Source organism: Marivita sp. NO-S04 (assembly GCF_059070475.1).
Genome location: NZ_CM180980.1, coordinates 74342 through 98680, shown reverse-complemented (window position 1 = coordinate 98680; position 24339 = coordinate 74342). Strand labels below are relative to the sequence as shown.

Below are 24339 nucleotides of genomic sequence, written 5' to 3'. Positions count from 1 at the left end.
GTCTGACGAACCGTTCAGGCAAATATCATCGAGCTCAATTTACGGCGTCCGTTCAAAGCCACTGGATCATTCGGCTTGAGCGCTTCGAAGATGGTCATCAACTGCGTCTTGGCAGCGGCATCGTTCCATTCACGATCTCGGCGGAACAACTCGAGCAGGTGGTCCACCGCAGCCTGTCCATCGCCCTTGGCATATAGAGCCTGCGCGAGGTCAAAACGTGCTTGGTGGTTGTCCGGATCCGCCTCAACCGCCGCTTGCAACTCGGCCACAGGTCCGGAATTGCTTGCCTGTTTGGCAAGCTCCAATTGCGCGTGCACGGCTTCCAGTTCCGGCTTGCCGGAAATCTCGGCAGGGGCACCGTTCAGAATGGCTTCAGCCTGTTCAAGGTCATCCGCAGCAAGTGCGCAACGTACCAGCCCGGCATAAGCGCGCACGTGCAGAGGATCTTCTTCGAGAACGGCTGCGAAGGTCTGCATGGCATCCACCGCGGCACCAGCTTCAAGCATTTCTTCCGCGGCCTCGACCGCGTCATCCAGTCCACCGCTGGCATCGCCCCCAGCCGCCTTGACCACACGCTCCACGAATGCCTTGATTTCAGAGGCCGGTTGCGCGCCCTGGAACATGTCGATCGGACGTCCCTTGACGAAGGCCACGACCGTCGGGATGGACTGGATCGGCAAGCCTTGCTGCGCCAACGCCTGAACAAGTCCCTGCGCCTCGTCGACATTGACTTTGGCCATCTTGACCGCGCCGCGCGCGCTTGTCACTTCCGCCTCGAGCTGTGGCCCAAGGGTCTTGCAGGGGCCGCACCAGGGCGCCCAGAAATCCACGATGACCGGCGTTTCCATGCTGCCATCGACCACTTCGGCCATGAACGCATCCTGAGAAACGTCCTTGATCAGATCAGCCGGTGCGGGGCTTTGTCCAAGTTCGATCATCTGCGTCTCCTGTCGAGTTTACCGGGAAGTCTCCGCGTAGATGGCGCACCGAACCCCGTCTTGCAAGGGGTTAGCCATTGATCAAATCGCCGATACAGCTGGCAACCGCATCAGGATGCGTGATCGGCACCATATGACCCGCCCCGTCGATCACCGTATCCACAGCACCCGGTATCCGTCGTTGCAGCGTGGTATGGATCGCCGCGATCACTGGCTCCGTGTTGGCACCGCGGATCAGACGTGTCGGGCACCTGATACCTTCGAGGCGTCCGGGTGCCAGCAGACCATTCGCATCCTCGACCAGACAGGGCTCTGTTTCGCGGATAAAGGGCATCTGTGCGGCAAATGACGTCCTTTCTGTGTCGCTCAGAGAGTCCCAAGGGCGGCCATCCCCCCAGATGCGGATGAAATCAGCCGCAGCATCGGACCAGTTGTCGTTTGCGAGCGCCGCGCCGAAGCGCTGGGATGAATCAATATAGGTGTCGAACACTTGCGGGTCGCTTTCACGCGCTGCTGCGAACAGCACTGGTTCAATAAGCGTCAGACTGTGCACCTTGCCTGGTTCTTCTATCGCCAGCCGCAAGGCGACGGTTGCTCCAAAGCTGTGCCCAATTACATGGGCGCCTTCAGCAAGGCAGTCCTTGGCAATGGCCGTGACCTGATCATGCAGATCGGAACGGCGATCCCAGGGCGCACTGCGCCCGTGGCCCGGCATATCCGGTGCGACCATCGACAAGGCGGTCGACAGCCGTGAAGCGAGAGGCGTCCAGATTTTGGAATGCGCAAGGGCGCAATGGAGCAGCAGGGCCGGTTGCGGCCGGCTGCCAAAAGACCGAACGAAGACTGGAAAACCTCCTTTCACCTCATCGAGCATCAGAGCTTTCCGGCAAGGTGCAGGTCAAGGTCCCCAATCCGGTCCTGTCCCCAGAAACGCTGATCATTGTCGGTGATATAGAACGGCGCCCCGAATACACCGCGCAACGCCGCCTCTTCCAGATTAGCGGCATAGGCTTCGGCACCGCTAAGCAACCCACTGTCGGCCAGGGCCGGGTCAAAGCCTGCATCGGCCAGCATTGCTCGGACCACGTCATCCTGCGCAATATCTTTGTCTTCGACCCAGACAGCCCGCAGGAAACCATGTGCGAGCTTGCCAAGATCCCCGCCGCCCGCATTCTGTGCTGCGATGATCGCGTAGGATGAGGGCGCCCCGTTGGTCGGCCAGAACGCTGGTTGCAAATTCAGCGGAAGCCCCAGCTTTTTCGATTGCCGGGTCAGTTCCTGCGCCCGTAGCTGCTGGCGGCTGGGATGCCGCTCTTTGGGTGGGGTGCCGCCCGTCCGACCAAAAAGAGCGACCACATCCAGAGGTTTGTAGGTGATGGTCGCACCGTGTTTTGCCGCGACATCTTCCAACCGCGTGCCCGCGAGGTAGGCATAGGGTGACAGTGTTGAGAAAAAGTAATCAATGTGGGCCATTTGGTCCCTCCGGGCGTCAGTTGCTTTGCGCGACGGTAGGCGCATGCTAAGGCGAGCGCAACGTCACGAATCTGTCATCATTGACCGCCCCAATGGAGCCTGCCGCCATGCCCAGCATTGTTGAACCCAAACTCATTTCCGGCAATGCGAACATGCCATTGGCCAAAGGCATCGCACGCCGGATGACGATGTACCGCGGGATGAACGTTGGCCTCGTCGATGCGCGGGTCGAGCGCTTCAATGATCAGGAAATCTTTGTCGAGGTTTACGAGAACGTTCGTGGTGAAGACATGTTCATCATCCAGCCGACCTCGAATCCGGCGAACGACAACTTGATGGAACTGCTCATCATGTCAGACGCGCTGCGTCGTTCCTCCGCGGCCCGCATCACTGCCGTGATCCCTTATTTTGGCTATGCCCGTCAGGATCGTCGGTCCAAGGCACGTACCCCGATCACCGCCAAACTGGTGTCGAACATGATCGCGGAAGCGGGCATTGAGCGTGTTTTGACGATGGACCTGCATGCAGCGCAGATTCAGGGCTTTTTCGATATCCCGGTGGACAACCTTTATGCGTCGCCAATTTTCGCTCTTGATATTCTAGAGCAGTTCAAAGGCGATACGTCCGACGTAATGATCGTCTCTCCGGACGTGGGCGGGGTGGCCCGTGCCCGCGAGCTGGCCAAGCGGATCAACGCGCCGCTCTCTATCGTGGACAAGCGCCGCGAAAAGCCGGGCGAAGTTGCCGAGATGACCGTGATCGGCGATGTGACCGGGAAGAAGTGCATTATCGTTGACGACATTTGTGACACCGCCGGAACCCTCTGCAAAGCAGCCGAGGTCCTGATGCAACACGGTGCAACCGAAGTGCACTCGTATATCACCCACGGGGTGTTGTCTGGCCCTGCAGTGGAACGGATCACGAATTCAGTGATGAAGTCGCTGGTGATCACGGATTCCATTCAGGCGACGGAGGCTGTTGCGAATGCCAAGAACATCCGCATCGTCCCAACTGCGCCGATGTTCGCGCAGGCGATCCTGAACATCTGGAACGGCACATCTGTGTCGTCCCTGTTCGAGACGGAAACGCTGGGGCCGATCTATGAGGGCATCCTTTAAATCCCCAACGTGCAGACGTGTTGATGTTCCACCAAAAGCCGGCGCACGACGCCGATTAAGGGTCATCCCAATCGTCGTCTGATGCGACAGCGTCAATGGCAATCCAAGAGATGCGGACCCGTGCTACCTTGGTGTCGAGCCACGTTCGAAAAACAGCAGTGAAGCCGGCTTCGGAGATATCTTCTGCCGTGAGGTCGGCGCGCACGTTGTGGGCACTGTCCATATCCCAAAGTGTCAGGGAAACATGCACAGTGGGCGGACCCGAAAACGGCCGATCAAAGCCGATCCACTGGTTGCGTGCACGGAAACCCTCTCCGGTCCACATCTCTCCGCCAGTCTCATAATCCGAGAAAAGATCGACTGAGCCTTGAGCTATTCCGACACGCGCGCTGTTGATGATCTGCATGACACCCTTTTCTCAAAGTCATTGGGGTCTATCGCAGGACAAGGCTATGTCCAAAGCAAAAAAGCCCCGCATTGCTGCGGGGCTATAATTGTATAACCAAAAGCTGGTTCAGAGCGATGGCTGTTTCGGCGACAGGCCGATATGTGTGCCAACCGCGACCATGTCAGCCAACAGCTTGGCTGCATCGTCTACCGGGCCCGGTTCGTTTTTGAATGTTTCCTTGGTCTGCTTGTAGGCCGCATGCGCCTCATCAACCATCGCCTCATAGGCGGCTTGATCGATATCGGCTTTCGGAACGGCACGCTCGGCAAGAACCGAAAGGCTCTCTCCTAGCTCTGCGAAACCGCCTGTCACAACGAACTCTTCGATGCCTTTGTCGGTTTCGACCTTCAGCACACCGGGGCGCAGTGTTGTGATGAGCGGCGCATGGTTCGGCATGGCTGTCATATCGCCATCCGCACCCGGGATCTGCACAGATTTGACCTGCGCCGACATCAGGCTGCGCTCGGGGCTGACCAGATCGAATTGCATGGTCTCTGCCATGTGTGATCTCCTTTTGGGTGGCGTCCTCGCGAAGAACCCCGCGAGGACGGATAAGCGCCCGGATTAGGCCGCGTCTGCCGCCATCTTTTCGGCTTTGGCTTTCACTTCGTCGATGCCGCCCACCATGTAGAAGGCACCTTCGGGCAGGTGGTCGTATTCACCAGCAACCACGGCCTTGAAGGACGAAATCGTGTCTTCCAACGGAACCTGAACACCGTCAGAGCCGGTAAACACCTTCGCCACGTCAAACGGCTGCGACAGGAAGCGCTGGATCTTACGGGCACGTGCCACGGTCATCTTGTCCTCTTCGGACAGTTCGTCCATGCCGAGGATCGCGATGATGTCCTGAAGCGACTTGTAGCGCTGCAGGATACCCTGAACGTCACGGGCCACCTGGTAGTGCTCTTCACCCACGATCTGCGGGTCCATCAAACGCGAGTTGGAGTCGAGCGGGTCAACCGCCGGATAGATACCAAGCTCGGAGATCGCACGAGACAGAACGGTTGTTGCGTCCAAGTGGGCGAACGTCGTCGCAGGCGCCGGGTCGGTAAGGTCGTCCGCAGGCACGTACACGGCCTGGATCGACGTAATCGAGCCTGCTTTGGTCGACGTGATGCGTTCCTGCATCTGGCCCATGTCGGTCGCCAGTGTCGGCTGGTAGCCCACAGCAGACGGGATACGACCCAGCAGAGCGGACACTTCGGAGCCGGCCTGTGTAAAGCGGAAAATGTTGTCCACGAAGAACAGAACGTCTGTGCCGGATGCGTCACGGAACTGTTCTGCCAGTGTCAGACCTGTCAGGGCTACACGCGCACGCGCTCCCGGAGGCTCGTTCATCTGACCATACACAAGGGCCACCTGGCTTTCCTTGAGGTTGTCCGGCTTGATAACGTTGGATTCGATCATCTCGTGGTAAAGGTCGTTGCCCTCACGGGTACGTTCACCCACACCCGCAAACACCGAATAGCCCGAGTGCACTTTGGCGATGTTGTTGATCAGTTCCATGATGAGAACTGTCTTGCCCACGCCGGCACCGCCGAAGAGACCGATCTTACCACCCTTGGAATAGGGCGCGAGAAGATCGATCACCTTGATGCCGGTCACGAGGATTTCGGACTCGGTCGACTGTTCTGCGAATTCGGGCGCAGGAGCGTGGATCGGACGGTACTCTTCCGCTTCGACCGGGCCGCCTTCGTCCACCGGCTCACCGACGACGTTCAGGATACGACCGAGTGTCGCTGCACCCACCGGAACCGAGATCGGACCGTCGGTGTCGACAACTTCCTGACCCCGGACGAGGCCTTCGGTTGCGTCCATCGCGATGGTGCGCACGGTGTTTTCGCCAAGGTGCTGGGCCACTTCAAGAACGAGCTTCTTGCCGTTGTTGCTTGTGGTCAGCGAGTTCAAAATAGCCGGCAGGTGGTCGTCGAACTGAACGTCCACGACGGCGCCGATCACCTGCGTGATTTTGCCTTTTGCGTTTGCCATGTTTCGTCTCCGGTTCTTAGAGCGCCTCGGCGCCCGAGATAATTTCGATCAGTTCGTTGGTAATCACGGCCTGACGCGAACGGTTGTATTCGATGGTGAGCTTGTCGATCATTTCGCCCGCGTTGCGGGTTGCATTGTCCATCGCGCTCATCCGGGCACCCTGTTCGGAGGCTCCGTTTTCCAGCAACGCCGCAAAGATCTGCGTCGCCACACCGCGCGGCAGAAGATCGGCAAGGATCGCCTCTTCGTCCGGCTCGTAATCGTAAAGCGTGCTGGCTTCAGCAGTGCCTTGCTCGGGTGCATCGAAGGCAGCCGGGATAACCTGCTGTGCCGTCGGGGTCTGGCTCACGACATTAACGAACTTTGCGTAGAAGATCGTCGCTACATCGAATTCGCCTGCATCAAAGCGACCAAGGATGTCCTTGGCGATGCCCTGAGCATCCGCGTAACCGATCCGTTTCACATCGCTCATGTCGATATGGCCGACGGACAGGTTGCCGAAGTCACGCTTCAACGCGTCACGGCCTTTTTTGCCAACAGTCAAAATCTTGACCGTCTTGCCTTTGGCCTTGAGCTCTGTCGCCTTCTGCTTGGCCAGCTTCGCGATATTCGCGTTGAAGCCGCCACACAGACCACGCTCCGCCGTCAGAACGACAAGCAGATGCACGTCGTCCTTGCCGGTCCCGCTCAGCAGTTTCGGCGCGCTGTCGCTGTCGCCGACGCTGGACGCAAGCGCACCCATCACGGCGTTGAACCGCTCTGTGTAAGGACGTGCCATTTCGGCAGCATCCTGTGCCCGCCGCAATTTTGCGGCGGCCACCATTTGCATGGCCTTGGTGATCTTGCGGGTCGATTTGACCGACGCGATCCGGTTTTTCAAATCCTTGAGATTTGGCATTGCCTCGTCTCCTTACGAGAAGCCGGCGGCGTATTCGTCAATCGCGGCCTTGAGCTTGTCGGCAGCGTCACCCTTGATCTTCGGATCGTCGTTCGTGATCCATTCAAGAATGTCACTACGCTTACCGCGCATGTGGCCCAGCAGACCCGCTTCGAAATCCTTAACGCGGTCCATTGGAATCTTGTCCAGATAACCATTGGTGCCTGCAAAGATGACGCAGACGATTTCGGCGTTGGTCAGGGGCGAATACTGCGGCTGCTTCATCAGCTCAGTCAGACGCGCACCACGGTTCAGCAGCTGCTGTGTCGAGGCATCGAGGTCGGAACCGAACTGCGCGAACGCTGCCATCTCACGGTACTGAGCGAGGGACAGTTTAACTGGACCGGCAACCGAGGACATCGCGCTTGTCTGAGCGGACGAACCCACACGAGACACCGACAGACCGGTGTTCACGGCAGGACGGACACCTTGGTAGAAGAGTTCGGTTTCGAGGAAGATCTGGCCGTCGGTGATCGAGATCACGTTGGTCGGAATAAACGCCGAAACGTCACCACCCTGAGTTTCGATGATCGGCAGAGCTGTCAGCGAACCAGAGCCGTTGTCTTCGTTCAGCTTTGCCGAACGCTCGAGCAGGCGCGAGTGGAGATAGAAAACGTCACCCGGATAGGCTTCGCGGCCCGGCGGGCGACGCAGCAGCAGGGACATCTGGCGGTAAGCAACGGCCTGCTTGGACAGGTCATCATAGATGATCAGAGCGTGACGGCCATTGTCACGGAAGTGCTCGGCCATTGAGGTCGCTGCGTAGGGTGCAAGGAACTGCATCGGCGCGGGGTCGGACGCTGTGGCCGCAACCACGATCGTGTATTCGATCGCGCCGCTCTCTTCGAGCTTCTTCACCAGCTGCGCCACTGTGGAACGCTTTTGGCCAACCGCAACATAGATGCAGTAGAGCTTCTTGCTCTCGTCATCGCCTGCCGCGTCATTGTAGGATTTCTGGTTCAGGATCGCATCCAGAGCAACGGCAGTTTTACCGGTCTGACGGTCACCGATGATGAGTTCGCGCTGGCCACGGCCAATCGGGATCATCGAGTCGACGGCCTTAAGGCCGGTCGCCATCGGTTCGTGAACCGACTTACGCGGGATGATGCCCGGGGCTTTCACATCCGCTATGGAACGGTTGGCGGTCTTGATCGGACCTTTGCCGTCAATCGGGTTGCCCAGACCATCAACAACGCGGCCCAGCAGTTCGTCGCCCACAGGCACGTCCACGATGGCCTTGGTACGCTTGACTGTGTCGCCTTCCTTGATGTCCCGGTCAGAACCGAAGATCACGATACCGACGTTGTCGGCTTCAAGGTTGAGCGCCATGCCGCGAATTCCGCCCGGGAATTCGACCATTTCGCCGGCCTGCACATTGTCGAGGCCGTAAACGCGCGCGATACCGTCACCAACGGAAAGGACGCGGCCCACCTCGGTGACTTCGGCGTCCTGCCCGAAGTTCTTGATCTGCTCCTTTAGGATCGCAGAAATCTCGGCTGCTTGGATACCCATTTATCCGACCTCTTTCATAGCATTTTGCAGGGAGTTAAGCTTGGAGCGGATCGACGTGTCGATCATCTTCGAGCCCACTTTAACGACAAGACCGCCGATGAGGGATTCATCAACGGTCGCATTGATCTTAACATCTTTGCCAACTTTCGTCTTGAGCGTATTGGCAAGCTCTTTCGACTGGGCGGCGGTCAGTTTGACGGCGGAGACGACATCAGCCGTGACCTCGCCCTTTTCTTCCGCAATCTGGTCGCGCAGACGGTTGATCATCTGCGGCAGCACGAACAGGCGACGCTTGGACGCCATCAGCGCCAGCACGTTCTGCATCGTCTTTGTCAAACCCATCTTGGCTGCAACCGCGGTGATCGCATTGGACTGCGCATCACGGCTGTAGACCGGCGAATGGATCAGGTCGGTCAGTTCTGGGCTGCTCGCAAGTGCGGCCGACAGATCGTCGAGATTCGCTTCGAGCTTATCCAGCTCTTTACCCTCTTTGGCGAGATCAAAGACCGCCGTGGCATAGCGATCCGCGATGCCAGAGGAAATGGATGCTGATTCAGACACGTCCACCCTTCCGCTATTCTGTCTCCGATCCCCCGAAGTACCGGTGGTCAGAGACGTTTTCAGTTTGGCAAATGCCGCATGGCATAGAAATCAGCGCGGATGTAGCAGAGGCTTCCTCAGCCCGCAACACGGTATGGTGATTTTGAAATCACCCACATCCCTATTATTTACAAAGAGTTAGCCATAAGTGCGACCTATTGCGCGCAATAAAGGTGCATCTTTTCCGAGCGGATTGGTCATGTTTGCCGATTCCTGTCAGCCTAAAGCGCCATTTCAAGCGCCGTGCGACATTGCCCATCCTCGCCGCAACTGCACAAAAAGCGGGCAAAGTGTGGACGAGATCAGGGATTCCCGCGCTCGAATGCGGTACTTTTGCCCTGCACGCGCGCCCGCGCAGGTTTGCTGGACGGCTTCGGCACAAGGTTGCCCAGCGGATTGAGCACACGGCTTTCTGCCTTTGTACCGCGCGGCGTTGGATTGGTTTTCGATACCTCAACCATCAGCACCCCCCCGGCGATAAGAGCAGATACGCTCCGCCCCATCTGTTCCCAGAACCGCCCGGTCTTCATCCAGAAACGGCGTGTCGACGGAGGCTGATACAGCACTGCAGTATGTCGAAGTGGTTCGAAATTGTGCGCTTTGAGCTGTGCTTCGAGTTGGCCCATCGAATAAGGCCGCCCGAACCCGAACGGCGTAGCATCGGACCGCGCCCACAGGCCCGACCGGTTGGGTACGATGAACAAGGCTTTGCCGCCCGGCCCAAGAACCCGCCAACATTCATCAAGCAAAGCCGAGGGGCGCTCGGACGTTTCCAGACCATGCATCAAAACGAGCTTGTCGAAGCGCCCATTTTCGATCGGCCAAAGCGTTTCTTCGCAAAGCACAGAGACATTGGGCATCCCTGCAGGCCACGGCATGACACCTTGCTGCGACGGCATCAGCGCAACGACACGGCGGGCATGCGGGAGATAAGGGCGCAACAACGGTACGGCGAACCCGAACCCTCCAACCGATTGTTGTTTGGCTTCGGGCCAAAACATAGTCACCTGATCCCGGACTACGCGCTGCGCCACGCGACCTATCGCACTGCGATAGTAGAAGCTGTGCAACCGCTGCACGTCGAGATGCATTTGGGCCTCCGAACATTTTGGCCTAGTTTGCCGTTAAGTGTACTTACCACGGAAAGAAACGCCATGCCTCTTGAACTCGTCACTCTGCCGGCCCTGTCAGACAATTACACATACTTGCTGCATGACAGCGCAAGCGGTGCGACGGCATGTGTCGATGTGCCAGAGGCGCAGCCGCTTCTGGACGAATTGAACAAGCGTGGCTGGACCCTTACCGAAATCTGGCTCACGCATCATCACCATGACCATATCGGCGGGGTGGACGACCTTTTGAAGAGCCATGAAGCCAAGGTCACCGGAGCAAAGGCAGACCGCCATCGGCTGCCTTCACTTAACCGAGAAGTCAGCGATGGCGACCGTTTCGAGTTCGGCGGTGAGGTGATCGACGTCCTTGATGTGTCCGGGCACACAGTTGGGCACATAGCCTTTGTGGCCCAAGCGTCTGGATATGCGTTTACTGCAGACAGCCTTATGGCGCTTGGATGTGGCCGGCTGTTTGAGGGGACTGCAGCACAAATGTGGGACAGCCTGCAGAAACTCGCATCTTTGGAACCCGACACATTGATCTGTTCCGGTCACGAGTACACTCAGGCCAACGCCCGTTTTGCGATCACGGTCGACCCTGACAATACTGACTTGAAAGCGCGGATAGACCGCATAAATTCATTACGAGACAGAAACGAACCGACGGTTCCCAGCAAACTTTCTGAAGAAGCGGCGACAAACCCCTTCCTGCGCGCCGCTGACCCCGCAATCCAAGCCCACTTCGACATGATCGGTGCCGAACCGGTTGACGTATTTGCCGAAATTCGCGCCCGCAAGGACCGCTTCTGAGGCAATTTCACAAGAACGTGCGAGCAATTGCACTGATGTACCCTGTCAAGACAAAGAAAAAACTTGAAGGTTTGTAGGTAACGACCACAGTTTAACAATAAGATGACAGTTGTGTCGTACCCTGCGACGCGACACCAAAAGAAGGAGCACTCAACCGTGCCTTCATTTTCGAATACCCTTGAGCAGGCAATTCACTCGGCTTTGGCGTTGGCCAATTCGAGGTCGCATGAGTTCGCAACGCTGGAGCATCTGCTGCTGGCGCTGATCGACGAACCTGACGCGGTTCGCGTGATGAAAGCGTGCTCGGTCGACACGGAAGAGTTGCGCACGACGCTGGTCGATTATATCGACGACGATTTGTCCAACTTGGTCACCGACATCGAAGGGTCCGAGGCGGTTCCGACGGCAGCGTTCCAGCGCGTGATCCAGCGCGCCGCAATTCATGTCCAAAGTTCTGGCCGCAGCGAAGTGACTGGCGCCAACGTGCTGGTCGCGATCTTCGCTGAACGCGAAAGCAACGCTGCCTACTTCCTGCAAGATCAAGACATGACCCGATATGACGCGGTCAACTTCATCGCACATGGCGTCGCCAAAAACCCGGCATACGGTGAAAGCCGCCCGGTCACAGGTGCGTCCGACAACGAAGAAGAAACCCAGGCGCAAGAACCGCAAGGCGAACAGAAAGAGTCTGCGCTCGCCAAATATTGCGTGGATCTGAACGCCAAGTCGCGCGAAGGCGATATCGACCCGCTGATCGGCCGCGATTCCGAGGTCGAGCGCTGCATCCAGGTGCTCTGCCGTCGCCGCAAAAATAACCCGCTTCTTGTGGGGGATCCCGGCGTGGGCAAAACCGCGATTGCGGAAGGCTTGGCACGTAAGATCGTGGCTGGCGAGACTCCCGAGGTTCTGTCGAAGACAACCATTTATTCGCTAGACATGGGCGCGCTTCTTGCGGGCACCCGTTACCGTGGTGACTTTGAAGAACGTCTGAAGGCCGTGATGACCGAATTGGAAGACCATGACGACGCGGTGCTCTTCATCGACGAGATCCACACTGTCATTGGTGCTGGTGCCACCTCCGGCGGCGCAATGGATGCCTCCAACCTGCTGAAGCCTGCACTTCAGGGTGGCAAGCTGCGGTGCATGGGCTCTACAACTTACAAAGAATTCCGTCAGCACTTCGAAAAAGACCGCGCACTCAGCCGCCGGTTCCAGAAGATCGACGTGAACGAACCTTCGGTCGAAGACACCATCAAGATCCTCAAGGGTCTCAAGCCCTATTTCGAGGAACATCACGGCGTCAAATACACCGCCGAAGCGATCAAGACTGCGGTGGAACTGTCCGCACGCTACATCAACGACCGTAAGCTACCGGACAAGGCCATCGACGTGATCGACGAGGCTGGTGCTGCTCAGCATCTGGTTGCAGAATCCAAGCGGCGCAAATCGCTTGGCGCCAAAGAGATCGAAGCCGTCGTCGCCAAGATTGCCCGCATCCCGCCAAAGAACGTGTCCAAGGACGATGCAGAGGTTCTCAAGGATCTCGAAGCATCGCTCAAGCGCGTGGTCTTTGGTCAGGATGCCGCCATCCACGCGCTGTCTTCGGCGATCAAGCTGGCACGCGCTGGCCTACGGGAACCGGAAAAGCCCATCGGTAACTACCTGTTTGCAGGTCCGACGGGTGTGGGGAAAACCGAGGTGGCAAAACAACTGGCAGATACGCTGGGTGTAGAGCTTCTGCGCTTCGATATGTCCGAATACATGGAGAAACATGCGGTCAGCCGTCTGATCGGTGCGCCTCCGGGATATGTCGGGTTTGATCAGGGTGGTCAGCTTACCGATGGCGTGGACCAGCATCCGCATTGTGTGCTGCTGCTCGACGAAATCGAAAAGGCGCACCCGGATGTCTACAACATCCTCTTGCAGGTGATGGACCACGGCTCGCTGACCGACCACAACGGTCGCACTGTCAGCTTCCGCAATGTGATCCTGATCATGACGTCGAACGCAGGCGCTGCGGAACAGGCGAAGGCCGCCATCGGCTTTGGTCGTGATCGCCGCGAAGGTGAGGATACCGCCGCAATCGAGCGGACGTTCACGCCGGAATTCCGCAACCGTCTGGATGCCGTGATCTCGTTCTTGCCGCTGCCGAAGTCGGTAATTCTTCAGGTCGTGGAAAAGTTCGTGCTGCAGCTCGAAGCGCAGCTCATGGATCGCAACGTAACCATCGAACTGACCAAGCCTGCAGCCGAATGGCTGGCCGACAAGGGCTACGACGACAAGATGGGCGCGCGCCCCTTGGGCCGCGTGATCCAAGAAGAGATCAAGAAACCGCTCGCGGAAGAATTGCTCTTCGGAAAGCTTGCCAAGGGTGGCGTGGTGCGTGTGTCCATTAAGGACGGCAACCTCCTGCTGGAAACTTTCGGGCCGGACAATCCGCGCCTGTCCAGCAAGAAACCCCCGCTTCTGACGGCTGAGTGATCCGTAGTCTGATCGCAATAATAATTACGTCCGCCACACCTCTTGTGGCGGACGTTTCCTTTTTGGGAATGCCGATTGATTGCGTTCTGGGCGAAACATGCGTGATCGAAGATTATCCCGATGTCGATCCGACAGAGACCGCTGCTGATTACCGCTGCGGGTTCAAGACGAGGGACGGTCACAGCGGGACAGATTTCGCCATTCTCAGCTTTGAGCAAATGGAAGACGGTGTACGCGTGATCGCCGCCGCAGATGGCCGGGTCGAGGCGATCCGAAACACCCGCCCCGATCAACCCTATGTGCCGGGTACGGACCTTAATGGAGAGGAATGCAGCAACGCGGTGCGCATCAACCACGGCAATGGCTATCAATCCGTTTACTGCCACATGAAGCTGGGTTCTGTACGCGTCACACCCGGTCAACGCGTGGTCCGGGGGCAGTTGCTGGGCGAGGTGGGTCTGAGCGGATTGACCAATTACCCACATCTTCACCTGACAATCACCCAAGGCCCCGACGTCATCGACCCTTTTGCGCCCGGCAAAACCAACGCATGCGCCGAACCGCGCGATACCTTATGGCTGGACGCACCCCGCTACACGGATGCCGGCCTCTTCACAGTCGGGGTCTCCGACACGGTCCCAGAGTTCGGACAGGTCCAATCCGGCCAAGCACGCCGCACCTCGCTTTCGCCAACAGACGCGATGGTGCTGTATACCCATGCATTTCATGGCGACGCTTATGATCGCATCGAAATGACAATGAACGGCCCAGACGGCATGGTGTTCGCTCACACAGCACGGCTTGACGATGATCAAGCGCAGCTGATGCGCGCCTATGGCAAACGCGCACCCGATGGTGGCTGGGCCAAGGGCGAGTATCGCGGCTATGTCCAACTGATCCGTGGCACCACGATCTTGGCCGTGCGACATGCGGATGTGATCGTGGACTAATGCCTATTGCTCGGTCAGTTTCAATTCGATCCGCCGGTTCTGCGCCCTTGCTTCGGCTGTGTCGTCGGCATTGATCGGTTGGTATTCGCCAAACCCGTTGGCCGACAAACGGCGCGGCGGGATACCCAAATCGTCGATCATGTAGCGTACAACTGACAAAGCGCGCGCCTGCGACAGCTCCCAGTTATCTGCGTAAAGCCCCTGCCCCGACAATGGTGCGTTGTCGGTATGCCCATCGACACGGATGATCCAATTGATCCCTTCGGGAATGTCCTGCGATACGTCCCTAAGAATGGCGGCAACATTGGCCACCTGTGCACGCCCTTCGACAGACAGCGCCGCCTGTGCGGACGGGAACAAGACCTCGGACGAAAAGACGAAACGGTCCCCTTCGATTCGGACACCTTCACGATTTCCCAAGACCTCACGCAGCCGCCCAAAGAACTCGGAGCGATACTGTTCAAGATCCTGGTTCTCACCCGCCAGACGCTGTCTTTCTTCTTCGAGCCTCTGCCGCTCTTGCTCAAGTCGGATGCGCTCTGCCTCTTCCAACTGACGTCGCCGCCGTTCCTCTGCCGCCACACGGGCCAAGGCCGTGTTCAATTCGCTGCCAAGGCTCTCAAGCTGGATTTGCGCTTCGACATCGCGCATGGTCGCTTCATCGAGAAGCGCCTGTAAGGACGACAACTGTCGACGCAATGCACCAACCTGCTGGTTGAGCAATTCCGTCTGCCGCTGCGCTTCTGTCGCGCGCTGTGTTTGCTCGTCTAATTCGCTGCGCGCTTGTTCCAACAAAAGCTGCCGCTGTTCGGCGTCTGTCAGACGGTCTTCAAGAGTGGTCTCTGCTGCGATCTTTGCCGCGAGTGCCGCTGCCAACTGATCGCGCGTGTCTGCCAACGATGCCTCTACGGCAGTCTGTTGGGCCAAGGCTGCGGCAAGGCGCTGCTCAAGTGTCTGTTCGCTTTCAGTGCGGGTCGCCGCTTCTGCTTGTGCGTCTGCCAACGCCTGACGCAATGCCTCTACGGTTCCTTGCAATTCGGCGGTGGTCTGCTCTGACCCGCTCAGATCAGACGTCAGAGCGGCGTTTTCCGCTCGCAATTCTTCTAGCCTAGCTTCTAACGCATTGGCCTCTGATACCCGGATCAAGGCCTGCGAAAGTTGCGCCTCCAACGAAGACATCGTTGTCCGATCAACTTGCGAGGCCGAAAGTTCCTGTTCAAGCAATGCAATCCGGTTGGCCTGTTCTGCCAATTGCGCCTGTAATGACGCTTCGGTCTCTTGCCCTTCGTTGGTCGCGGCCTGAAGTTGCGCTTGCAGAGAGGCTAGTCTCTCTTCGCTAGCGGCAATCGCTGCGTCCAAACGCGCTTGCAATGCCGCAGTCGATTCCTGTCCTTCGACCAAAGCCGCTGCCAAACGCGCGTTCAGGTCTTCCTCTGCCTGTCGCGCGGCCGCCAAGAGGGTAAGCGTTTCTTCTGCCCGCGCCCGCTGCGCCTCAAGCGCCATAGTCATTGCCGTCAATTCGGCATCCGCGTTCTCCAACCGCTCACGCAGGGCCTCTGCTGCGGCTGCCTCGGCCAGTTTCGCCGTTTCTTCGTCGCTGAGCGCATTCTCGAGATCTGCCACTTGCGCGGTCAGCACTCCAACCTGCTCCGTAGTTTCTGCGTTTTCGGCGCGCAGATCCGCCACCAAAGCTTCCAGTGCTTCGCGCCGTGCAGCTGCCAATCGTGCCGCTTCGACCTGTTCATCAATCTCGCTGCGCGCCGTTGCCAAGGCGAGATTCAAAGCCTCCTGCTCGGTCAGCAATTGGGCGCGTGCTTCGGAAAGCTCGGCCACCTGATCCCGAGCCGTGTCGCGCTCTGACAGCAACCCGGCAACCTGTTCTTCGAATGACGCGATCCGCGCATCGGCCGCCTCCAATGCTGCAGCCTGCCGGTCGCGTGTGGCCGACAAAGACGCAATGATCGCCTCTTGTTCAGTCAACCGCGCCTGTGAGTCGTCCAGCGTTGCGTTCAAGGCGCCCAACTGGTTGGTCAAGGACGTGGTCCGCTGCTGCTCCACGCCTAGTGCGCGGGCGAGTTCCGCAATTTCAGAGGATAGCGAATTGAGTTCGTTCTCCTGCCCTGTAATCGTGTCGCGCAGAACCGCCTGCACCACCATGAAGATGGTCAACACGAACATCAGCACCAGCAAGAGCCCGGTCATCGCGTCGACAAAGCCGGGCCAGATCGACGCCTGGAACCGGGCACCAGTACGACGTGACAGTGCCACGGCTTAGCCCTCGCCCTTGTCGGCCTTACGCCCCGAATTGCGGGCCATGCGATCCAAAGCGCGCGCAATTGCGTTCAGATCAGTGCGCAATTCGGCCATCGTCTCCTGACGGCCCGCCGCCACTTCTTCGAGAATGCGCAACATCTGCACGTCGATCGACCGCAACCGCATCCGGCTTTCGGCATCCAGGCCCTCATTGTCCGACTTGTGCGCCAGGACGTCGATCAACCGATCCTGACTGTCGGCGATCCGGGCAAAGGCTGTCGCACTGGGCGCGGTGGCCTCCATCCGTTCGGTCATCCGCTCCAGCGTATCGCTCAGCTGACCCAGACGGTATTCCACTTCGGAGCGGCCTTCTTCGGACCGGGCGAACAGCAGCTGCATCGCTTCCATTTGCTCGACCATTTGGTCGAGGATGACCCCTGCGGTGCCCATGTCACCGGCGCCGTCTCCATCTCCGCTGGAAAAGCCCAGTTTGGTGATGGAACTCAGCCATTCCTCCAACTCGCGGTAAAATCGGTTCTGACCGTGCCCAGCAAAAAGCTCGAGCAATCCGACGACCAAAGACCCGGCAAGTCCCAGCAGGGACGATGCAAACGCGACGCCCATGCCCGACAATTGACTGTCCAAACCGTTCATCAGTCGGGCAAACACCTCGACGCCACTCTCCCCGTCTTCTGGCGCGAGCCCACGGATCGTGTCGACGAGCGCCGGTACAGTCGTAGCCAGACCATAAAAGGTACCCAAAAGACCCAGAAAGATCAGGAGATTGACGATATAGCGCGTGATCTCGCGCGCCTCATCAATGCGCGTGGCCACGGAATCCAGAATAGACCGGGTTGAGGCAGTGTTGATTTGCATCCGCCTGCCGCGCGACCGCAGCAGAGTCGCCAAAGGTGCAAGCAACAAGGGCGCCTTGCTCTGGAACCCACCTTCCCTCTCTTGGGCAAATTTCTCGATCCAGCGCACCGATTGGATCAATTGCCAGACCTGCCAGAAGCACGCCAGTACGCCCAGAACGAAGACGAAGGCGATAAATCCGTTCAGATAAGGATTGGCTTGGAACACGGGAAGAACCCGGGGCAAGGCAAGAAAACCGCCAAACCCGGTCAGCCCCAAAACTAGGAGCATCATCAACACCTGACGGACAGGCTGTGAAAACTGTGGCTCGGCCTCGATGTCCGGCTGATCCATTCGGACAGTTCCTGACGCGTTTCTTGTTCTTCGCTGGCAACTCTAGGCGGTTCACTGCCAATCGCCAAGCGGTTAAGCGATCAGCGCTCGCACACGCGCGCAAAGCCAGTCCAACTCTGCATCTGGAATGCCCAATTCGGCCAGATGTGACGCCGTGTTGAACAAATATTCACTGTTGGGTCCACGCCCACCGACCGCCGTTGCGATGATCCGCGCCTGTTCTTCCAAATCCAGCGATCCGCAATACTGAACATGGTCCGGGTCGATCACATACGTGACCGCCAAAACCTCACGGCCATCTTTGAAGGTCAGCGGCAGAACCTTCTCAAGATAGGCAGAGGACACCAATTCGCGTTCCCGCAGGTAAGCCATCGTGGCGTCGTACTCGGCCTCGTGCATCTGCATCGCCAACCCGTCGCAAGCACCATTTGGATGCGCGTCCAATGCCAGCACCAAACCCGGATCATCCTCGGTACCGCGATGATGGATCGACCGCATGCAGAAACTGCGTGCATATCCCTCAAGCCGGGCATGAGCCGTTTCAACAGGCGTAAAGCCGGGGTTCCACAAAAGCGATCCGTATCCGAATACCCAAAGCGTCATGATGCTGGCCCTGCCTTTCAGCGCGCGGTAAACACCAAAGACACGGCAGACAAAAGGGGGTGCGCGGGTGAAACGTCTTCTTGCGGTGATCATCATGGCCACGCTGGCCTACAGCGGATGGTGGTTTTACGCGGCACAAGACCTGCGCAGCAGTGTGACGGATTGGTTTGACACACAGCGTAGCGCAGGTTTGCAGGCCAAGTATGCCGACCTGACGGTACGTGGATTTCCGAACCGTACCGATCTGACCATCACCCAACCCATGATCGCAGCAGGGGATGGCACCCTCGACTGGCGCGCACCGTTTTTGCAGATTCTGGCGCTCAGCTACAAACGCGGGCACGTGATCGTCGCATGGCCGGACACCCAAACGCTGACAACCGGACAGGGCGACATTGCCGTCGTATCGGATGGGCTGCGTGCCAGCGTGATTCATGACGAAGGCACACTCATTCGAAGCAACCTTGAATCCACTGTCTTGAATATGACCGGTCCGAACCAGACTCTGGCCATGGCAGACGTCAATGCCGCGCTGGAAAAGATCGACGCGGCCCCGGCGGCCTACCGTGTCGCCGTCTCAGTCGGCAGCCTTGCCGCTACGCCGCCTCGGGCTGCCCAGAATATTGGACCGGACTCGCTTGGGTCACTACGCGCCGAACTGGAACTCAGCTTTGACCAACCGCTAACGACGGAGGTCCTCTCCGGATTGCCACCGAATGTAACTGAAATGACCCTTACCCGATCCGAGATCAGTTACGGCGCCGTGATTTTCAGGGTCACCGGAAATGCCACGTTCGACAAAGACGGCCGGGCCACCGGTGAAGTCACCCTCACCGCTGAAAACTGGCGCGATGCCATTGCGGACGCACGCGAGAGTGGCGACTTGCCAACGGCCCTCAGCGACGGCCTTGTTGAGCTTCTTTCGATGCTGTCCACCTTCGGTGGCGCGCGGGATGCGCTTGACGTGACCCTCGAATTGGATCGCGGAACAGTCCTGATCGGCCCCATCCCGGTCGGGAAACTACCACCTCTAAACTGGCGCTGAGCCTTGCCAAGCCCGCCATGCACCGCAACACTGGTGGCAAACGCGAGGTGACACATGTCAGACGGGCTTTTCCAACGGATCGACGACGCGCGCGATGATCTTATCGCGCTGACGCAGGACTTGATCCGCATCCCGACGCTCAACCCACCCGGCGAAAACTATGCTGCGATCTGCGATCTCTTGGACGTGCGGCTTTCGCGCGCTGGGTTCGAGACCACTTGGGTCCGAGCGGAGGGGGCGCCCGGCGACAGCGACCGATATCCCCGCTGGAACCTTATTGCGCGGCACGAAGGCACTCGCCATGGTGATTGCGTTCATTTCAACTCCCACACCGATGTGGTCGAAATCGGCCACGGCTGGACTCGCGATCCGTTCGGCGGCGCAGTGGAAGGTGACAAAATCTACGGGCGTGGCGCCTGCGACATGAAAGGTGGTCTTGCCGCATCGATCATCGCTGCCGAGGCGTTCATCATCCAACACCCGGACTACGCCGGAGCTATCGAAATCAGCGGCACAGCTGATGAAGAATCCGGCGGCTATGGCGGCGTGGCTTACCTCGCCGAAAAGGGCTGGTTCGACCCCAAGCGCGTACAACACGTCATCATTCCCGAACCACTCAACAAGGACCGCATCTGCCTCGGCCACCGTGGCGGCTGGTGGGCAGAGATCGAAACCAAGGGCGAAATCGCCCATGGCTCCATGCCGTTCCTAGGAGACTGCGCCGTACGCCACATGGGCGCCGTGCTGCACGCGTTCGAAGAAACCCTCTACCCTGCGATGGCGGCCCGGTGGACCGAGATGCCCGTCGTGCCCGAAGGCGCGCGGCAATCCACGATGAACATCAATTCCATCCATGGCGGCCAGCCAGAGCAATCTGCCGACTATACCGGCCTGCCCGCCCATTGCGTGCCGGACAGCTGCCGCATCGTCATCGACCGCCGCTTCCTGATGGAAGAACCCATAGAAGCCGTCCGGCAAGAGGTGATTGATCTTCTCGAAGACCTCAAGGCAAGGCGCGCAAACTTTGACTACGAGATCCGCGAAATCAACCATGTGATCCCATCAATGACTGACAAAGCAGCGCCCATCGTCACAACCGTACACGACGCGATCCACGCAGTGCTTGGGCAAGACCCGACCTATGTCGCCTCACCCGGCAGCTACGACCAGAAACATATCGACCGGATCGGAAAGCTGAAGAATTGCATTGCCTATGGTCCCGGTGTTTTGGAACTGGCGCATAAACCGGATGAATGGATCGGCATCTCCGACATGCTTGACAGCGCCAAGGTCATGGGGCGCAGCCTGCAAACCCTGCTGCTGCCCTGATCTTCTCTTTTTTCCAAATACCTCGAGGTTTGGGGGCAGAGCCCCCAAGCTTTCCGAAGACAGAAACGCCCGCCTGCAGAAACGCAGGTCCGCGCGCTCACACTGCAATATTGTCGATCAACCGCACCCCGGCCAGCCAGGCCGCTGCAAAAAGGCGGCTCGACACATCCGCCCGTTCCAGCGCGTCCAACCCGTCCGCTGCACGCAATTCGAGGTAATCAACTTCAGTAAACCCAGCTTTATTCAACCGCGCCAAAGCGTCCGGCAACACGTCCGACATGGTCGCACCGCCGCGCAAGGCCTCGGCTATGTCTTCCATCACTTCGTATAAAACCGACGCATAAACCCGCACGCGATCAGACAACAGCAGGTTGCGCGACGACATTGCCAACCCATCCTCCTCTCGGATGGTCGGACAGCCGATCACCTGGATAGGAATGTCGAGGTCAGCCGCCATGCGCGTGACAACTTGCAATTGCTGGTAGTCTTTCTCCCCGAAAAACGCCTTGTCCGCCTGCGTCTGCAGGAACAACTTTGCCACCACTGTCGCCACCCCTTCGAAGTGTCCAGGTCGCGTCGTGCCGCATAGGCAGTCGGTCACACCGGACACAGACACCGTGGTCGCAAACCCCTCGGGATACATCTGATCCCCATCCGGCACCCAGATCGCATCCACACCAAACCGTTCCAGCTTGCGCGCATCCGCTTCTTCGGTGCGTGGATAATTGGCAAGATCCTCGGGGTTGTTGAACTGCTTTGGATTGACAAAGATCGTCACGATCACCCTGTCACAGACAGCCTTGGCCGCCGCGACAAGGCTCAGATGCCCATCATGCAACGCGCCCATGGTCGGCACCACGCCAACCACCTCGCCTGCGCGCTTCCACGGCGTGACAATATCACGAAGCTGGGCCTTATCTCTGACAATAGGTGCAATCACGACTTTGCCTCCGGCACGGCATCCGCGAACACATGCTCGACCGCCGGGAAGGCGCGTGTTCGTACCTCTTCAGCATAGGCTGCAACTGCGGCCTCGGCCTGTTCGCCCAAATTGGCATAGCGTTTGACGAATTTCGGTTTGAACTTGGTAAACAGCCCCAACATGTCGTCGACCACCAACACCTGCCCATCGCACCCGGCCGACGCGCCGATGCCGATGGTTGGGATCGGCACGTCTGCCGTGATACGATCAGCCAGTGTCTGCGGCACCTTCTCCAGCACCACCGCAAAGGCCCCGGCCTCGGCCACCGCCTGAGCATCTGCAATCAACTGTGTGCCTGCCGCACCGCGACCCTGTACCTTGTAGCCGCCAAGAGTGTTGATCGACTGTGGCGTCAGACCGATATGCGCCATCACCGGAATACCGCGGGCAACCAGAAACGCGATGGTCTCGGCCATGCCCTGCCCCCCTTCAAGCTTCACCGCACCCGCGCCTGTTTCGGACATGATCCGTGCCGCGTTGCGAAATGCCTGCTGTGGGCTTTCCTCGTAGGACCCGAACGGCATGTCGACGACCATCATCGCCTGCCGCAACCCGCGCTTTACCGCTTGTCCGTGCAGGATCATCATCTCCATCGTGACACCAAGGGTCGAAGGCAGACCGTGCAGAACCATCCCGACGCTGTCCCCTACGAGCACAAAGTCACAATGTGCATCCATCAACTCGGCCATCGGCGTCGTGTAGGCCGTCAGACTGACTATGGGGGTTCCACCCTTTCGCGCGCGAATGTCGTCTGGCAAAGGGGCGGTCTTTCGGGCGGTGGCGCTCATCCGGCGTCTCCTCTGGGTCGCATCTGAGCGCGCATCTAGCAGGGCCGCCCAATCCACGCACTGCGCAAATTGCAGCATGTGCTTGATTGCAGGACGATTCGCGCTGACAGTGATCGCAACAATTGGAGGGACACCATGACACATCACTTCCTTCGGGGCGTTGCCCTCGCGGCGCTTCTGACTGCGCCTGCGATGGCGCAGCAGACCGATCTCACGATAGCGCTGCAACTCGAACCGCCACATCTTGACCCAACAAGTGCGGCCGCAGGGGCGATTGACTCGGTCCTTTATTCCAACGTCTTCGAAGGGCTCACGCGCTTTATGTCGGATGGATCGGTTGTGGCGGGTCTCGCCGAAAGCTGGGAGATCAGCGAAGACGGCACAACTTACACCTTCGCCCTTCGCAACGGTGTGACCTTCCATGACGGCACCACGATGGACGCCGAGGATGTTAAGTTCACCTTGGACCGTGCCCGCGCCGAAGACAGCGCCAATGCACAGAAGTCACTGTTTGCCGGAATTTCCGAAGTCACCGTGATTGATCCGACCACGGTTGAAGTGAAACTCTCTGCGCCGGACGGTAACTTCCTGTTCAACATGGCATGGGGCGATGCGGTGATCGTGGCCCCCGAGAGCATCGAGAATATCAAGCAGACCCCCATTGGCACCGGACCGTTCAAGTTCGACAATTGGGTCCAAGGTGATCGGATCGAAATCAGCCGTAATCCTAACTACTGGGGCGACGCGCCCGCACTCGAAGCGGCGACATTCAAGTTCATCTCTGATCCCACCGCTGCCTTTGCCGCTATGATGGCGCAGGACATCGACGCTTTTGCAGGCTTCCCGGCTCCTGAGAACCTGCCTCAATTCGAAGCTGATCCCCGTTTTCAGGTTCTGGTCGGCTCGACCGAAGGCGAAACGATCCTGAGCACGAACAACAAGCTTCCGCCGCTGGATGACGTGCGTGTGCGCGAAGCCATCGCCCATGCCATCGACCGTCAGGCGATCATCGACGGCGCGATGTTCGGCCTTGGTACACCCATCGGCACCCATTTTGCGCCGCACAACCCCGATTACGTCGATCTGACTGCACAATCGAACTACGACCCCGAAAAGTCCAAAGCCCTTCTGGCAGAGGCCGGGTATGCCGACGGCTTCACCACAACGCTGAAACTGCCGCCCCCCTCTTACGCCCGGCGCGGCGGTGAGATCATCGCTTCTCAATTGCGTGCCGTGGGGATCGAGACCGAGATCACCAATCTGGAATGGGCGCAGTGGCTGGAAGAGGTGTTCCGGGGAAAGGATTTCGGCCTCACCATCGTCAGCCATACAGAACCCTTCGACATCGGCATTTATGCGCGTCCTGATTACTATTTCCAGTACGACAACCCCGCGTTCCAAGAACTCATGACCACCTTGGGTGCAACCAGCGACCCGGCCGCGCGGTCCGAATTGCTGACTCAGGCCCAGACGATGATCGCGGATGACTATGTCAACGGCTACCTGTTCCAGCTGGCCTTCCCAACAGTCGCGGATGCCCGCATCAAGGGACTTTGGCAAAACGCACCAACTCAGGCGACTGACCTGACCGGCGTGAGCTGGTCAGAGTAAAGCATCTTTCCACCACCAGCATGGATGAGATCACGTTCTCATCCATGCTGGTTTAACAAGAATGACCACCCTGGTTTCAAGAATCGTCGAAAGCTGCGACATGACGGGCTGAAAACGTAAGACCAGATTGCCAAGCGCATAAGTCCAATCT

Annotated in this window: 22 protein-coding genes; 7 read left to right on the top strand and 15 right to left on the bottom strand. The window is 58.6% G+C overall.

The genetic code is table 11. From position 1 onward, the window contains the following. Nucleotides 1-14 precede the first annotated feature (14 nt). The 3 genes from ACK3EW_RS00480 to ACK3EW_RS00470 form a co-directional block, all read right to left on the bottom strand. Nucleotides 15-938, bottom strand: coding sequence for a tetratricopeptide repeat protein (locus ACK3EW_RS00480; RefSeq protein WP_439118874.1), 924 nt, complete (start codon nt 936-938; stop codon nt 15-17). 70 nt (nt 939-1008) lie between these two features. Continuing rightward, entirely contained in the window at nt 1009-1812 is an 804-nt protein-coding gene (locus tag ACK3EW_RS00475) for an alpha/beta fold hydrolase (protein ID WP_493808037.1), read from the bottom strand. Continuing rightward, nucleotides 1812-2411, bottom strand: a complete 600-nt coding sequence (locus ACK3EW_RS00470) for a 2-hydroxychromene-2-carboxylate isomerase (RefSeq protein WP_493808036.1) — start codon at nt 2409-2411, stop codon at nt 1812-1814. The genes ACK3EW_RS00475 and ACK3EW_RS00470 overlap by 1 nt, the downstream gene beginning before the upstream one ends. Nucleotides 2412-2518: 107 nt before the next feature. Between ACK3EW_RS00470 and ACK3EW_RS00465 the strand changes: the two genes are divergently transcribed. Further along, nucleotides 2519-3529, top strand: a complete 1011-nt coding sequence (locus ACK3EW_RS00465) for a ribose-phosphate pyrophosphokinase (protein WP_439118872.1) — start codon at nt 2519-2521, stop codon at nt 3527-3529. 55 nt (nt 3530-3584) lie between these two features. Here ACK3EW_RS00465 and ACK3EW_RS00460 read toward each other — a convergent pair whose 3' ends face one another. The 7 genes from ACK3EW_RS00460 to ACK3EW_RS00430 all read right to left on the bottom strand — a co-directional run bounded on the left by ACK3EW_RS00460 (nt 3585) and on the right by ACK3EW_RS00430 (nt 10106). After that, nucleotides 3585-3935: an H-type lectin domain-containing protein gene (locus ACK3EW_RS00460; RefSeq protein WP_493808035.1), complete on the bottom strand. Its 351-nt coding sequence runs from the start codon at nt 3933-3935 to the stop codon at nt 3585-3587. A gap of 108 nt (nt 3936-4043) precedes the next feature. After that, a complete protein-coding gene (locus ACK3EW_RS00455; protein WP_439118868.1) occupies nt 4044-4478 on the bottom strand; it encodes a F0F1 ATP synthase subunit epsilon in 435 nt (144 codons plus the stop codon). 63 nt (nt 4479-4541) lie between these two features. After that, nucleotides 4542-5966, bottom strand: coding sequence for a F0F1 ATP synthase subunit beta (atpD, locus tag ACK3EW_RS00450; protein WP_439118867.1), 1425 nt, complete (start codon nt 5964-5966; stop codon nt 4542-4544). Between the two features lie 16 nt (nt 5967-5982). Next, a complete protein-coding gene (locus tag ACK3EW_RS00445) occupies nt 5983-6864 on the bottom strand; it encodes a F0F1 ATP synthase subunit gamma (RefSeq protein WP_493808034.1) in 882 nt (293 codons plus the stop codon). Nucleotides 6865-6876: 12 nt separating this feature from the next. Beyond that, nucleotides 6877-8415 (bottom strand): F0F1 ATP synthase subunit alpha, encoded by a 1539-nt coding sequence (gene atpA / locus ACK3EW_RS00440; protein WP_493808033.1) that lies wholly within the window; start codon nt 8413-8415, stop codon nt 6877-6879. Further along, nucleotides 8416-8982, bottom strand: coding sequence for a F0F1 ATP synthase subunit delta (locus ACK3EW_RS00435; protein ID WP_085627839.1), 567 nt, complete (start codon nt 8980-8982; stop codon nt 8416-8418). A gap of 335 nt (nt 8983-9317) precedes the next feature. Beyond that, nucleotides 9318-10106: a methyltransferase domain-containing protein gene (locus ACK3EW_RS00430; protein ID WP_439118864.1), complete on the bottom strand. Its 789-nt coding sequence runs from the start codon at nt 10104-10106 to the stop codon at nt 9318-9320. Between the two features lie 63 nt (nt 10107-10169). On the opposite strand from ACK3EW_RS00430, the gene gloB reads away from it, so the two are divergent. The 3 genes from gloB (at nt 10170) to ACK3EW_RS00415 (ending at nt 14368) form a co-directional block, all read left to right on the top strand. Beyond that, nucleotides 10170-10937: a hydroxyacylglutathione hydrolase gene (gloB, locus tag ACK3EW_RS00425; RefSeq protein WP_493808032.1), complete on the top strand. Its 768-nt coding sequence runs from the start codon at nt 10170-10172 to the stop codon at nt 10935-10937. Nucleotides 10938-11093: 156 nt separating this feature from the next. Then, nucleotides 11094-13418: an ATP-dependent Clp protease ATP-binding subunit ClpA gene (gene clpA, locus ACK3EW_RS00420; protein ID WP_493808031.1), complete on the top strand. Its 2325-nt coding sequence runs from the start codon at nt 11094-11096 to the stop codon at nt 13416-13418. Nucleotides 13419-13486: 68 nt separating this feature from the next. Beyond that, nucleotides 13487-14368: a M23 family metallopeptidase gene (locus tag ACK3EW_RS00415; protein WP_493808030.1), complete on the top strand. Its 882-nt coding sequence runs from the start codon at nt 13487-13489 to the stop codon at nt 14366-14368. Nucleotides 14369-14371: 3 nt separating this feature from the next. On the opposite strand, the gene ACK3EW_RS00410 is transcribed toward ACK3EW_RS00415, so the two are convergent. The 3 genes from ACK3EW_RS00410 to ACK3EW_RS00400 all read right to left on the bottom strand — a co-directional run bounded on the left by ACK3EW_RS00410 (nt 14372) and on the right by ACK3EW_RS00400 (nt 18433). Further along, nucleotides 14372-16636: a peptidoglycan -binding protein gene (locus ACK3EW_RS00410; RefSeq protein WP_493808029.1), complete on the bottom strand. Its 2265-nt coding sequence runs from the start codon at nt 16634-16636 to the stop codon at nt 14372-14374. 3 nt (nt 16637-16639) lie between these two features. Next, a complete protein-coding gene (locus ACK3EW_RS00405; protein ID WP_085627833.1) occupies nt 16640-17830 on the bottom strand; it encodes a biopolymer transporter ExbB in 1191 nt (396 codons plus the stop codon). Nucleotides 17831-17902: 72 nt separating this feature from the next. Beyond that, on the bottom strand, nt 17903-18433 hold the full coding sequence (locus ACK3EW_RS00400) for a gamma-glutamylcyclotransferase (protein ID WP_493808028.1): 531 nt from the start codon (nt 18431-18433) through the stop codon (nt 17903-17905). Nucleotides 18434-18500: 67 nt separating this feature from the next. On the opposite strand from ACK3EW_RS00400, the gene ACK3EW_RS00395 reads away from it, so the two are divergent. Together ACK3EW_RS00395 and ACK3EW_RS00390 are read left to right on the top strand one after the other, a co-directional pair. Beyond that, on the top strand, nt 18501-19478 hold the full coding sequence (locus ACK3EW_RS00395) for a DUF2125 domain-containing protein (RefSeq protein WP_493808027.1): 978 nt from the start codon (nt 18501-18503) through the stop codon (nt 19476-19478). A gap of 54 nt (nt 19479-19532) precedes the next feature. Beyond that, nucleotides 19533-20807 (top strand): acetylornithine deacetylase/succinyl-diaminopimelate desuccinylase family protein, encoded by a 1275-nt coding sequence (locus ACK3EW_RS00390; protein WP_493808026.1) that lies wholly within the window; start codon nt 19533-19535, stop codon nt 20805-20807. Nucleotides 20808-20904: 97 nt separating this feature from the next. On the opposite strand, the gene panC is transcribed toward ACK3EW_RS00390, so the two are convergent. Both panC and panB read right to left on the bottom strand, forming a co-directional pair. After that, a complete protein-coding gene (panC, locus tag ACK3EW_RS00385) occupies nt 20905-21747 on the bottom strand; it encodes a pantoate--beta-alanine ligase (RefSeq protein WP_493808025.1) in 843 nt (280 codons plus the stop codon). Next, on the bottom strand, nt 21744-22577 hold the full coding sequence (panB, locus tag ACK3EW_RS00380) for a 3-methyl-2-oxobutanoate hydroxymethyltransferase (RefSeq protein WP_493808024.1): 834 nt from the start codon (nt 22575-22577) through the stop codon (nt 21744-21746). Before panB ends, panC begins: the two co-directional genes overlap by 4 nt. A gap of 135 nt (nt 22578-22712) precedes the next feature. On the opposite strand from panB, the gene ACK3EW_RS00375 reads away from it, so the two are divergent. After that, on the top strand, nt 22713-24188 hold the full coding sequence (locus tag ACK3EW_RS00375; protein WP_493808023.1) for an ABC transporter substrate-binding protein: 1476 nt from the start codon (nt 22713-22715) through the stop codon (nt 24186-24188). The last annotated feature ends 151 nt before the right edge of the window (nt 24189-24339 follow it).